This window comes from Streptomyces sp. NPDC045678 (assembly GCF_056432085.1).
Genome location: NZ_JBWKJS010000001.1, coordinates 1,350,035 through 1,362,243 on the forward strand (window position 1 = coordinate 1,350,035; position 12,209 = coordinate 1,362,243).

The following is a 12,209-nucleotide window of genomic DNA, read 5'->3' on the forward strand; positions in this document are numbered from 1 at the left end:
GTGATAGACCTCCCTTATGACGCGCAGCCTCGCCACCGCCCCGATCATGATCCTGAACGGCCCGAACCTGAACCTCCTCGGCCGCCGCCAGCCCGAGATCTACGGCACGGACACCCTCGCCGACGTCGAGGCGCTGTGTGCCAAGGCGGCCGCCGCGCACGGCGGGACCGTGGACGCGCGGCAGAGCAACCACGAGGGCGAGCTGGTCGACTGGATCCACGAGGCGCGCGAGCACCACGCGGGCATCGTCATCAACCCCGCGGCGTACTCCCACACGTCCGTCGCGATCCTGGACGCCCTCAACACCTGCGACGGCATGCCTGTGTTGGAGGTGCACATCTCCAACATCCACCAGCGCGAGGCGTTCCGGCACCACAGCTACGTCTCGCAGCGCGCCGACGGCGTCATCGCGGGATGCGGTGTGCAGGGGTACGCGTTCGCGGTGGAGCGGGTGGCGGCGCTGGTGGCCGCCCGCCAGGCGTGACGCGTACCCCTCCGGCTCACCAGCCCCGCGCGCGCCACTCGGCGAGGTGCGGGCGCTCGGCGCCGAGCGTCGTGTCGCCGCCGTGGCCGGGGTAGACCCACGTCTCGTCCGGCAGCGTCCCGAAGATCTTCGTCTCCACGTCGTCGATGAGGCTGGCGAAGGCCTTTGGGTCCTTCCACGTGTTGCCGACGCCGCCCGGGAAGAGACAGTCGCCGGTGAACACGTGCGGGTGGCCGTGCGGGTCGTCGTAGACCAGCGCGATCGAGCCCGGGGTGTGGCCCACCAGGTGCCGCGCGGTCAGTGCGACGCGGCCGACCGTGACCGTGTCGCCGTCGTCGACCAGGACGTCCGTCGGGACGGGGATGCCCGTGGCGTCCTCGCGGCCCGCGTACGTCCGCGCCCGTGTCGCCCCGACGACGGCCGCGAGGGCCTGCCAGTGGTCGCCGTGCTGATGCGTGGTGACGACGGACGCGATGCCGTCGTCACCGATCAGCGTCAGCAGCGTCTCGGCGTCGTTCGCCGCGTCGATCAGCAGCTGCTCGCCGGTGGCCCGGCAGCGCAACAGGTAGGCGTTGTTGTCCATCGGCCCGACCGCGACCTTCGAAATCATCAGGTCCGGCAGCTCGTGCACATCCGCGGGCCCGCCGACCTTCACCGCTCCGCTGTACGTCATGTGCGCCAGCCTATAGCGGGGGCAAGGCGGGCAGGAGGCCGCCTTCGGCCGTGAGTGCGGTGCCGTCGCGGCGGCCCGCGAGCCAGCCGACCACGTCGGGCGCGGACCCGGAGACGGTGACTTCGGGACTGCCCTCCCGGCCGGTGCTCCACGCGTGCGTGCCGTCCGTGACCAGTACGGGCGGGACGTCGGGGTTCCCCGAGAAGCGTGCCGTCAGGAACGCGATCTCCCGCTGCACGAACTCCGCCGGCAGATCCTCGAGGTCGTACCCGATCGCGAGGTCGACGTGGTGCAGCTCGACCTCGACCCAGCGCCGGAAGGGCACTCGCGCCGCCGAGTCCGTGACGCCGTTGCGGAGCTCCACGGTGCGGGACCAGTCGGCGGGCCGCTCGCCCTCGGCCAGGAAGCGGGCGCCGCTCTCGCGCACGTCCTCCAGCTGCGCGGTCAGCGGCCGCGGGGCGTCCCGCTCGATGTCCGCGTCCCGGGCCTGCGCGCTCTCGTACATCGGTCGTCCGGCGAGGACGTTGACCAGCGCGTCCGCGTTCCGTGCGAGGTGGGCGAGGACGTGGCCGCGGCTCCAGCCGGGGAGCCGTGACGGCGCGGCAGTCGAATCGTTGTTCAGTTTCGCCGCTGCGCTGAGCAGCCGGTCGGTCGCGTCACGTACAGACGCCAGGTCGCGCACATGATCAATCATGCGGTCGACGATAGCTGCGCCACACGTTCGGGTGAAGAGCTCTCGGACAGCCGCAAATCGAATACGCGTGCTATATGGTCGATGGTGGCATCGGGCATTCTTGAAGGTCCGGGTTTGTTGTGCATGTGGAACCAGGGAAGCGGCCCGGCGTTGTCAGTGGCTCGCCCTAGTCTGTGAACGACGGGGGTTCTGCCCCCTGTCTCTTCTCTCTAGAAAGGTGCGGACCGGCGTGGCCGACCGTCTCATCGTCCGTGGCGCGCGCGAGCACAATCTCAAGAACGTCTCGCTCGACCTCCCGCGCGACTCACTCATCGTTTTCACCGGACTCTCCGGGTCGGGCAAGTCCTCGCTCGCGTTCGACACGATCTTCGCCGAGGGCCAGCGGCGGTACGTGGAGTCCCTCTCCTCGTACGCCCGGCAGTTCCTCGGCCAGATGGACAAGCCGGACGTCGACTTCATCGAGGGCCTCTCGCCCGCGGTCTCCATCGACCAGAAGTCGACCTCGCGCAACCCGCGCTCCACGGTCGGCACCATCACCGAGGTGTACGACTACCTGCGCCTGCTCTTCGCGCGCATCGGCAAGCCGCACTGTCCCGAGTGCGGCCGCCCGATCTCCCGGCAGTCGCCGCAGGCCATCGTCGACAAGGTCCTCGAGCTGCCCGAGGGCAGCCGCTTCCAGGTCCTCTCCCCGCTGGTGCGCGAGCGCAAGGGCGAGTTCGTCGACCTCTTCGCCGACCTCCAGACGAAGGGGTACTCCCGCGCGCGGGTCGACGGACAGACGATCCAGCTCTCCGAGCCGCCCACGCTCAAGAAGCAGGAGAAGCACACCATCGAGGTCGTCGTCGACCGCCTCACGGTGAAGGACTCCGCCAAGCGCCGCCTGACCGACTCCGTGGAGACGGCCCTCGGCCTCTCCGGCGGCATGGTCGTGCTCGACTTCGTCGACCTCCCCGAGGACGACCCCGAGCGCGAGCGGATGTACTCGGAACACCTCTACTGCCCGTACGACGACCTGTCCTTCGAAGAGCTGGAGCCCCGCTCCTTCTCCTTCAACTCGCCCTTCGGCGCCTGCCCGGACTGCACCGGCATCGGCACGCGCATGGAGGTCGACCCCGAGCTGATCGTCCCGGACGAGGACAAGTCCCTCGACGAGGGCGCCATCCACCCCTGGTCGCACGGCCACACCAAGGAATACTTCGGCAGGCTCGTCGGAGCGCTCGCCGACGCCCTCGGCTTCTCCACCGACATGCCCTGGGCCGGACTCCCGCAGCGCGCCAAGAAGGCCCTGCTCAACGGCCACAAGACACAGATCGAGGTCCGCTACCGCAACCGGTACGGCCGCGAGCGGGTCTACACCACCGCCTTCGAAGGCGCCGTCCCCTTCGTCAAGCGCCGCCACAGCGAGGCCGAGAGCGACGCCAGCCGCGAGCGCTTCGAGGGGTACATGCGCGAGGTGCCCTGCCCCACCTGTGAGGGCACCCGCCTCAAGCCGATCGTCCTGGCCGTCACGGTCATGGGGAAGTCCATCGCCGAGGTCTCCGCGATGTCCATCAGCGACTGCGCGGACTTCCTCGCCGAACTGAAGCTGGGCGCCCGCGACAAGAAGATCGCCGAGCGGGTCCTCAAGGAGGTCAACGAACGCCTGCGCTTCCTGGTCGACGTCGGCCTGGACTACCTCTCGCTGAACCGCGCCGCGGGCACCCTCTCCGGAGGCGAGGCCCAGCGCATCCGTCTGGCCACCCAGATCGGCTCCGGCCTGGTCGGTGTCCTCTACGTCCTGGACGAGCCGTCGATCGGCCTCCACCAGCGCGACAACCACCGCCTGATCGAGACCCTCGTCCGCCTGCGCGACATGGGCAACACCCTCATCGTCGTCGAGCACGACGAGGACACGATCAAGGTCGCCGACTGGGTCGTCGACATCGGCCCCGGCGCGGGCGAGCACGGCGGCAAGGTCGTGCACAGCGGCTCCATGAAGGAGCTGCTCGCCAACGACAAGTCGATCACCGGGCAGTACCTGTCGGGCAAGAAGGCCATCCCGGTGCCGGACGTGCGCCGCCCGGCCGACCCCTCCCGGCAGCTCACGGTGCACGGCGCTCGCGAGAACAACCTCCAGGACATCGACGTCTCCTTCCCGCTCGGCGTCCTGACCGCGGTCACGGGTGTCTCGGGCTCCGGCAAGTCGACGCTCGTGAACGACATCCTGTACACGCACCTGGCCCGCGAGCTGAACGGCGCCCGGTCCGTCCCGGGCCGCCACACGCGCGTTGACGGCGACGACCAGGTCGACAAGGTCGTGCACGTCGACCAGTCGCCCATCGGCCGCACCCCGCGGTCGAACCCGGCGACGTACACGGGAGTCTTCGACCACGTCCGCAGGCTCTTCGCGGAGACCACGGAGGCGAAGGTCCGGGGCTATCTGCCCGGCCGCTTCTCCTTCAACGTCAAGGGCGGCCGCTGCGAGAACTGCTCCGGCGACGGCACGATCAAGATCGAGATGAACTTCCTCCCGGACGTGTACGTGCCGTGCGAGGTGTGCCACGGCGCGCGCTACAACCGCGAGACGCTGGACGTGCACTACAAGGGCAAGTCCATCGCCGAGGTCCTCGACATGCCGATCGAGGAGGCGCTCGACTTCTTCGAGGCCGTCCCCGCCATCGCCCGTCACCTGAGGACGCTCCACGACGTCGGCCTCGGGTACGTACGCCTCGGGCAGTCGGCGCCCACGCTCTCCGGAGGCGAGGCCCAGCGCGTGAAGCTGGCCTCCGAACTCCAGAAGCGGTCGACGGGCCGGACCGTGTACGTCCTGGACGAGCCGACCACCGGTCTGCACTTCGAGGACATCAGCAAGCTGATCACGGTCCTCTCCGGCCTTGTCGACAAGGGCAACACGGTCATCGTCATCGAGCACAACCTCGACGTGATCAAGACGGCCGACTGGGTCGTCGACATGGGCCCCGAGGGAGGCAACGGCGGCGGTCTGGTCGTCGCCGAAGGTACGCCCGAGGAGGTCGCGGGCGTCCCGGCCAGCCACACCGGCAAGTTCCTGCGGGACATCATCTCGGCGGACCGGATCAGTGACGCGGTGCCCGCGCGGGGGCGCGGGGCGGCGAAGAAGGCTCCCGCGAAGAAGTCCGCCGCCAAGAAGTCGACCGCCAAGAAGGTGGTGGCGGCGAGCGCCACGGCCACGCGGAAGACGGCCACGGCGAGGACGGGTACCGGCTCGGCTTCCGGCGCGGCCGCGAAGAAGGCAGCCGCTGCAAAGCCGGCCGCCACCGCCAAGAAGACCGTCGCCAAGAAGACCGTCGCCAAGAAGGCCACGGCCGAGAAGACCGCCTCCACGAAGAAGGCCGTCGCGAAGAAGACGACCCGGGCCCGCAAGGCCTGACCGGCGTCGGACCGCGGCCGGCAGCGCTCCGCCCTCCGCGGGCCGCATCCGGCCGGCGCCCCTGTACGACGCGCCCCGCCCCTCACCAGGGGCGGGGCGCGTCGTCGTACGCGGGGGAGGGGCGGCCCGAACACACCTTGTCCGGCGCCCCGGTTCCATGGTCGGCTTGCCCCATGCCGGTACGCAGCGAACGCGCAGGCCCCGTCACCACCATCGTGCTGTCCCGCCCCGCCGCGCGGAACGCCGTCGACGGGCCCACCGCCCGTGCGCTCGCCGACGCCTTCCGCGACTTCGACGCCGACCCGCACTCCTCCGTCGCCGTGCTGTGGGGAGAGGGCGGCACCTTCTGCGCGGGCGCGGACCTGAAGGCCATCGGCACCCCCGACGGCAACGAGGTGACCAAGGACGGGGACGGTCCCATGGGTCCGACCCGGATGCGCCTGACGAAGCCGGTGATCGCGGCGATCTCCGGCCACGCCGTCGCGGGCGGCCTCGAACTCGCCCTCTGGTGCGACCTGCGCGTCGCCGACGAGGACGCCGTCCTCGGGGTGTTCTGCCGGCGCTGGGGCGTCCCGCTCATCGACGGCGGGACGGTGCGGCTGCCCCGGCTGATCGGCGAGGGACGCGCCCTGGACCTGATCCTGACCGGCCGCCCGGTGGGCGCCGCGGAGGCGCTCGGCATGGGCCTGGTCAACCGGACCGTGCCCACGGGCACCTCGCGCGCGGCGGCCGAGCGCCTCGCCGCCGAGATCGCCGCGTTCCCGCAGACCTGCATGCGGCGCGACCGGCTCTCCCTCCTCGAACAGAGCGGTCTGCCCGAGGAGGAGGCGATGGCCGGCGAGCTGGCGCACGGCCTGCACTCCCTGGCCGAGGCGGCACAAGGAGCGGCACGGTTCGCGGCGGGGGCGGGGCGGCACGGGGCGTTCAACGGGCGCCGGGCCCAGGGGACAGGGCGGTCCTGAGCCCAGGGACAGGGCCCGAGTCCCGAGTCCCGAGTCCCGAGTCCAGGGACGGGGTCGCGTTCAGCGCTCCGCGACCGGCTCCAGGAACTGCATGTCCAGCTGGATCTTCACGGCATCGCCGAGCAGTCCCGGGGCGAAGTCGAGTCCGAAGTCGCCGCGGCGGATCTCGCCCGACGCCTCGAACCCGGCGTGCCTGCGCTCCTGGCCGGCGAAGCCCTCGACGCCGCCGAACTCCACATCCAGCGTCACCGGCCTGGTCACGTCGCCGATGGTCAGCGCGCCCTCCATGACCCACTCCCCGTCCGCACCCGCGATCCGCGTCGAACGGAACGTCATCGAGGGCCGCTTCTCGACGGCGAGCAGATCCGAGGAGACCACGTGCGCGTCCCGGTCCTTGTTGCCCGTGTCGATCGAGGCGAGGGCGATGGTGGCCGTCACCGAGGAGTCCTCGGCACGCCCGCCCACCACCAACTCGGCCCGTACGTCGGCGAAACGGCCGCGCACCTTGGAGATGCCGAGGTGGCGGATGGAGAAGTTGACGGCGGAGTGCAGGGGATCGATCTCCCAGACTCCGGCGGCCAGCGGCAGGGCGGGAGCGGACGAGGAGGGGGACGTGTCGGTCGTTTCGATAGTCATGCGTCCACCCTGCGCCGCGGTCCGGCCGCGAGGGAGGCCGAGCCGAGGCTGGTAGTGACAGGGCCACGATCCGCGGCCCCGACCGTTGATACGTTCGCACCGTGAGCGGGAACGAGTCGTGAGCGAGAACGAGCTGGGCGTCTTTCTGCGGGCGCGACGGGAAGCCGTCACGCCCACCGAGGTCGGCCTGCCGACCGGCCCCCGCCGCCGCACCCCCGGCCTGCGGCGCTCCGAGGTCGCCGCCCTCGCAGGCATCAGCGTCGAGTACCTCACCCGGCTCGAACAGGGCAGGGACCGCCACCCGTCCGCCCAGGTGCTCGGCGCGCTCGCCGACGCGCTCCGCCTGCGCGTCGAGGAGCGCGTCCACCTGCGCCGCCTGGAGAAGGAGAGCGGCGTGGACCCCTGCTGCCCGGCCGCCGTCGCCCCGGCCGAGTCGGTCCGGCCCACCGTGCGCGCCATCCTGGACAGCATGGAGCCCACGCCTGCCGTCCTGCTGAACCGTCTCGCGGACGTGCTGGCCTGCACGACCGGGTACCGGCGGATCGCGGAACCCCTCGGCATCCTGGACGGCGCGCGCCCCAACCTGGCCCGGTACGTCTTCACCGACGAGCGGGCCCGCGCCGCCCACCCCGAGTGGGACCGGCTCGCCGACGACCTGGTCGGACACCTGAAGACCGATTCGATGCTCGACGACTCCCATGTGCGGGGCTTCATCGACGAGTTGACCGTCGACGCGGGCGCGCCCTTCGCCGACCGGCTCACCGGCGCGCCCGTGCTGCCCCGCCGCAGCGGTGCCCAGCGGATGATCCACCCCGACGCGGGCCCGCTCCGCCTCGAGTACGAGACGCTGGCACTGCCCGACGCCGACCCGCAGCGTCTGATCGTCTACGTACCGGCCGACGACGCCACCGCGGCCGCCCTTGACCGGCTCAACGGCCGCAGACCCGGCGGCCTGCACGTCGTCAACGGCTGACGGCACACCGACCGGCGACGGTCAGGCCAGTTCCGCCGCGTACGGAGGCTCCGCGCCCGCCCGGGAACACGTGAGCGCCGCCGCGCGCGCCGCGAACCGCAGCACGTCGGTCCAGCCCTCTGCACCGAGACCGGCGAGCGCCCCGTCCGACAGCGCGTCCCGCGCGCGAAGGCCGTGCAGCAGCGCCGCGTTGACGGTGTCGCCCGCGCCGATCGTGTCGACGACGTCGACCTTCTCGCCGGGCACGCGCAGCTCCGTACCGTCCCGCGTGTACAGCGACAGACCGTCCCCGCCGTGGGTGACCACCACGGCCGCGGGCCCGGCGGCCAGCCATTCGCGCGGGGTGCCGCCCAGCCAGTCGGCGTCCTCCCGCGACAGCTTGAGCAGCGTCACCGACGGCAGCCAGCTCTTGAAGCGCGTGCGGTAGGCGTCCGCGTCGGGGATCAGACCCGCGCGTACGTTCGGGTCGAGCGCCGTGAAGACGCCGCTCGCCGCCGCCCGCCGCATCAGTTCCTCGTACGCGCTCGCGCCCGGCTCCAGGACGAGCGAGCAGGTGCCGAACGACATCGCCCGTACCCCGTGGGGGAGCAGGTCGGGCGCTTCGAAGAGCCGGTCGGCCGTGCCCTCGACGTAGAAGGAGTAGCCGGCCGAGCCGTCGGCGCCGATCGAGGCGACGGCGAGCGTCGTCGGCTCCGGGCCGCGCCGCACGGGCGTCACGTCGACACCGGCCGCCCGCAGCCCGTCCAGCAGCGCCTCGCCGAACGGGTCGCGGGAGACCCGCGAGCAGAAGGCCACGGGGGAGCCGAGCCGGCCGAGCGCCACGGCGGTGTTGTACGGGCCGCCGCCGAGGCGCGGCGCGAGCGCGGGCAGCCCCGCGCCTCCTGCCCCGCCGGCCTGCCGGTCACCGTCCGGCTCCCCGCCCGCGTCCTGCGGTACGAGGTCGATCAGGGCCTCTCCTGCGACGACAATCACGGGTCATTCCTCTCGGGCACCGTCCGGGTGGGCTCGCCGCGCCCAGGCTAGGCCGTGTGCGGCGCGGTGTGCGGAACCGGGCAGGACTCGGGCGCGGTCGTGCCCGATCCGGTCGGAACGTGGTGCACCGGTATGGTCTGATCCGTCACCGATGCCCTCCTGACCTGTGGAGACACCATGTCCGGCACCCCTCACGCCCGCCGCACCGTGCTGCGGGCCGCCGCTCTCGTCCCGGCCGTCGGACTCGGGCTCACCGCCTGTTCCTCCGGCGACGGGTCGAACCGGTCTGCGCCGACCGCGCCGGTGGACCTCGGGAAGGCGGACGACGTGAAGGTGGGCGCCTCGAAGCTGTACAAGGACAGCAATGTCGTGGTCAGCCGGATCTCCGACGACGAGTACAAGGCGTACAGCACGATCTGCACCCACGCGCGCTGCCCCATCCAGAACCTGGAGGGGCACAAGCTGATCTGCCAGTGTCACGGCAGTGAGTTCGACGCCACCAACGGCAAGGTGCTGCACGAGCCGGCCAACGAGCCGCTCCCCGAAGTGCCGGTGAAGGTGGCGAACGGCAAGATCATCGCGGGTCCGGCGAAGAAGGCGTAAGCCCCGCTGCCCGCGCGGGTCCGGTTCACTCCCAGTCCCACGCGATCCCCAGGATCCCCGCCCGCACCTGCGGCTCGACCACGTGCACCGACCGGTGGTTGCCGCTCAGCGTCAGCTCCTGCCGGCCGCCGCGCGGGGCCGCCGCCGAGTGCTGGGTGAAGCGGTGGCAGCGTACGGGCAGGGCCGTCTCGTCGTACCGGATCTGCAGCGCGTACTGCCCGCCCCCATAGGTGAAGCCGCGCATGTACTCGGTGGCGGCTCCGGCCGTGCCGTCCTCGAAGCCGTAACCGAACAGATGCGTGTCGCCCGCGCGCAGCCGGGCGTCGAAGAGCAGCTCGGCGACCAGCACCCCCGTGCCCTTGTGCCAGCGCACCCTGCCCGTGCGGCAGTTCTCCAGGGCGAGCACCCGTACGCGGTCGGGGGCGCAGCCGGGATCACCGTGGTGGATGGCCACGTAGCGGTCCACGCCGTCCCGGTGGGCGCGCACGACGTGCTGCGACTCGCGGCCGAGCAGCTCGCGTTGCGCGCCGATCCGCACCCGTTCGTGGTGGCCGATGGTGTGCAGCCCCCCGTCGAGCGGCGAGCCGAGGTCGGTCAGGAGGGACCGCAGCACGTCGGACGCCTCCACGAGCGAACGGTACGAGCGGGCGGCGGGCCGGGACTGGTCCGCGCGCTCCGCCGGCCGCACGAGCAGCCTGATCAGTGACTCCTCCGGGAGCTGGAGGATCTCCTCCAGGGCGCGTACGGCGCGCAGGGACTCGGGACGCTGCGGTCTGCGGGCGCCCTGCTGCCAGTAACTGAGGCTCGTCACGCCGACGTTGACGCCGTGCCGGACCAGATGGTGGCGTATGCGCTGCAGGGGCAGCCGCCGCGCGGCGATGGCGGTGCGCAGCGCGAGGTGGAAGGGGCCGGTGCGCAGGGCGGCCTCCAGGTCCGCGGGCGCCTCGGGCCCGGGTTCCGCCGCGAGTGGTGTGCCGTGCCGCAAAACGGGCTCCTCCTGTGAACGTTCACATCTGCCGTTCCGGCGTTCGCGCCGGTGGGGGCGGGCTGCCAGGTGGACGCACGGCCCGCGTTCACATCCGTACGCCGCCGTTCACGTCCCAAGTAATTCCGCATTGAAGCGTGTTGACCTGCACCCGACAACACTTGATGCTCAATCGCAGCGTCCGGACGCGCTCCTCCACACCCCACCCGCACGGGAGGAACGCGATGCGCTCACCACACAGCAGGAGCGGCGGCGCCGGCAGACAGAGATGTCTTTCCGCGCTCGCCGTCATCACGGCGGCCCTGTTCGCCGCGCCGGTGGCCACGGCCACGGCAGCACCGCTCCACCCCGCCCCCGCCACGTCGGCCGCGCCCGAGGCCCGCACGGCGAGCGGCACCACCACCGGTTCCGACAGCGTCACCGGCATCGGCGGCAACGGCGCCGCCGGCCCGTCCGTCCTCGCCGCCAAACGGCTGAACATCACCATGCAGGCCCAGCAGAAGACCAACTGGTGCTGGGCCGCGGGCGGCAACACCATCGCGACCTACCTGGGCCGCAACTACAGCCAGAACCAGTTCTGCAACGCCGCCTTCGGGCGCAGCCAGAACACCGAGTGCCCCAACAACCAGGCCACCCTCGGCAATGTGCAGAACGGCCTGCGCTGGGCGGGCATCAACTCCGGCTCGTACGTCACCGGCTGGCTGCGCTATCCGACCGTGAAGGCCGAGATCGACGCGGGCCGCCCGGTCGAGACCCGCATCCAGTGGTCCAACGGCGGCGGCCACATGCACGTCCTCTACGGCTACGACGACGCGAGCAGCTGGGTCTACTGGGGCGATCCCTGGCCCTCCAGCGACCGCTACAACTGGGCCTCGCACGCTTGGTACGTCGACAACGACACCTTCTCCTGGACCCACTCGCTCTACCGGATCGGGGCGTGAGAGCGATGACCCGTCACCTTTCCCGCCCGCTGCCGGGCCACTTGGTCAGGGCCGCGCTCGCGGGCACCGCCGCCACCCTGCTCCTGGGCCTCGCCGCCCCGGCGGCCTCCGCCGACGCCGCTCCCGCCGCGCCCTCCGCCGCGTCCAGGGACGCCGCGCACCGGGCGGCCGAGGCGCCGAAGAACCTCGACACGCTCTCCCGTTTCTTCGCCAGGGAGGGAGCGGTCGCCAAGGCCGCGGCCGACCCGCGCGTCGAGGGCGAGACCGTGCCCGTGTACTACCTCTCGCCGGACTTCGTCGCGGGCAAGAAGGGCGCTCCTGTCGCCCGCCTGGAGTTCCTCGCCAGCAAGGCGGTCTCCTCCGACGGCCAGGAGGCGTCCCTCTGGACCGTCCGGCAGGGCGGGGCCTGGCAGGTCGTGAACATCGCCACCGGGGACGACGAGACCCACTACGCGCGCGTGGGCGCGAAAAAGGCGCCTCAAGGCACCGTTTTCCACGAGCCGCAGATCAACGCCTGGTACGTCCTTGACGGTCGGGACGACGCCCACGCGCGCGTGCTGCCCCTCGACAAGGACGCGATACGTGCCGTGGGCGCGAAGGGCACCTCGGTCACCGCCTACCGCGAGCGCGTGCGGAAGGCGTACGCCGACAAGCTGCCGGGCTCCGCGTACGAGAAGTCGGGCAAGGCGGGCGGCTACGAGGAGCCCGCGCCGGCACCGAAGACGGACGACGGCGCCCCGGTCACGGTCGCCTCGTCGCTGGCGGGCGCGGGGGCCCTGGCCGCCCTCGGCCTCTCCGGAGCGGCACTCGTCCGGCGCCGCGGCGCCCGGCAGCGGGGCTGACCCAAGGGAGCGGCGGCCGGGACGCCGGCCGCCGCTCCGTACCCCGACGGACCGAA

Annotated in this window: 12 protein-coding genes; 7 read left to right on the forward strand and 5 right to left on the reverse strand. The window is 71.9% G+C overall.

The annotated features are described in order from the left end of the window. Window positions 1-16: 16 nt before the first annotated feature. Window positions 17-484, forward strand: coding sequence for a type II 3-dehydroquinate dehydratase (gene aroQ, locus AC07DO_RS05980; protein WP_479057371.1), 468 nt, complete (start codon window positions 17-19; stop codon window positions 482-484). Between the two features lie 16 nt (window positions 485-500). On the opposite strand, the gene AC07DO_RS05985 is transcribed toward aroQ, so the two are convergent. Both AC07DO_RS05985 and AC07DO_RS05990 read right to left on the reverse strand, forming a co-directional pair. Then, a complete protein-coding gene (locus AC07DO_RS05985; protein ID WP_479057372.1) occupies window positions 501-1,157 on the reverse strand; it encodes an MBL fold metallo-hydrolase in 657 nt (218 codons plus the stop codon). Window positions 1,158-1,167: 10 nt separating this feature from the next. Further along, on the reverse strand, window positions 1,168-1,851 hold the full coding sequence (locus tag AC07DO_RS05990; protein ID WP_479057373.1) for a maleylpyruvate isomerase family mycothiol-dependent enzyme: 684 nt from the start codon (window positions 1,849-1,851) through the stop codon (window positions 1,168-1,170). A gap of 229 nt (window positions 1,852-2,080) precedes the next feature. Here AC07DO_RS05990 and uvrA point away from each other — a divergent pair, with 229 nt between their 5' ends. Together uvrA and AC07DO_RS06000 are read left to right on the forward strand one after the other, a co-directional pair. Then, the gene (uvrA, locus tag AC07DO_RS05995; RefSeq protein WP_479057374.1) at window positions 2,081-5,239 is read left to right on the forward strand and encodes an excinuclease ABC subunit UvrA; all 3,159 of its coding nucleotides are present in this window, start codon (window positions 2,081-2,083) and stop codon (window positions 5,237-5,239) included. 173 nt (window positions 5,240-5,412) lie between these two features. After that, window positions 5,413-6,201, forward strand: coding sequence for a crotonase/enoyl-CoA hydratase family protein (locus tag AC07DO_RS06000; protein WP_479057375.1), 789 nt, complete (start codon window positions 5,413-5,415; stop codon window positions 6,199-6,201). Between the two features lie 60 nt (window positions 6,202-6,261). On the opposite strand, the gene AC07DO_RS06005 is transcribed toward AC07DO_RS06000, so the two are convergent. After that, window positions 6,262-6,837, reverse strand: coding sequence for a YceI family protein (locus AC07DO_RS06005; RefSeq protein ID WP_479057376.1), 576 nt, complete (start codon window positions 6,835-6,837; stop codon window positions 6,262-6,264). A 118-nt stretch (window positions 6,838-6,955) separates the two neighbouring features. Between AC07DO_RS06005 and AC07DO_RS06010 the strand changes: the two genes are divergently transcribed. Beyond that, window positions 6,956-7,810 carry a helix-turn-helix domain-containing protein gene (locus tag AC07DO_RS06010; protein WP_479057377.1) on the forward strand — a complete coding sequence of 285 codons (855 nt, stop codon included), beginning with the start codon at window positions 6,956-6,958 and terminating at the stop codon, window positions 7,808-7,810. 21 nt (window positions 7,811-7,831) lie between these two features. Here AC07DO_RS06010 and AC07DO_RS06015 read toward each other — a convergent pair whose 3' ends face one another. Continuing rightward, complete coding sequence (locus tag AC07DO_RS06015) at window positions 7,832-8,782, reverse strand: carbohydrate kinase family protein (protein WP_479057378.1); 951 nt, start codon at window positions 8,780-8,782, stop codon at window positions 7,832-7,834. A 177-nt stretch (window positions 8,783-8,959) separates the two neighbouring features. On the opposite strand from AC07DO_RS06015, the gene AC07DO_RS06020 reads away from it, so the two are divergent. Further along, window positions 8,960-9,385: a Rieske (2Fe-2S) protein gene (locus AC07DO_RS06020; protein WP_479057379.1), complete on the forward strand. Its 426-nt coding sequence runs from the start codon at window positions 8,960-8,962 to the stop codon at window positions 9,383-9,385. A 25-nt stretch (window positions 9,386-9,410) separates the two neighbouring features. On the opposite strand, the gene AC07DO_RS06025 is transcribed toward AC07DO_RS06020, so the two are convergent. After that, the gene (locus tag AC07DO_RS06025; protein ID WP_479057380.1) at window positions 9,411-10,370 is read right to left on the reverse strand and encodes a hypothetical protein; all 960 of its coding nucleotides are present in this window, start codon (window positions 10,368-10,370) and stop codon (window positions 9,411-9,413) included. A gap of 224 nt (window positions 10,371-10,594) precedes the next feature. Here AC07DO_RS06025 and AC07DO_RS06030 point away from each other — a divergent pair, with 224 nt between their 5' ends. Both AC07DO_RS06030 and AC07DO_RS06035 read left to right on the forward strand, forming a co-directional pair. Continuing rightward, window positions 10,595-11,311, forward strand: a complete 717-nt coding sequence (locus tag AC07DO_RS06030) for a papain-like cysteine protease family protein (protein WP_479057381.1) — start codon at window positions 10,595-10,597, stop codon at window positions 11,309-11,311. A gap of 5 nt (window positions 11,312-11,316) precedes the next feature. Further along, the gene (locus tag AC07DO_RS06035) at window positions 11,317-12,153 is read left to right on the forward strand and encodes a hypothetical protein (protein WP_479057382.1); all 837 of its coding nucleotides are present in this window, start codon (window positions 11,317-11,319) and stop codon (window positions 12,151-12,153) included. Window positions 12,154-12,209 lie beyond the last annotated feature (56 nt).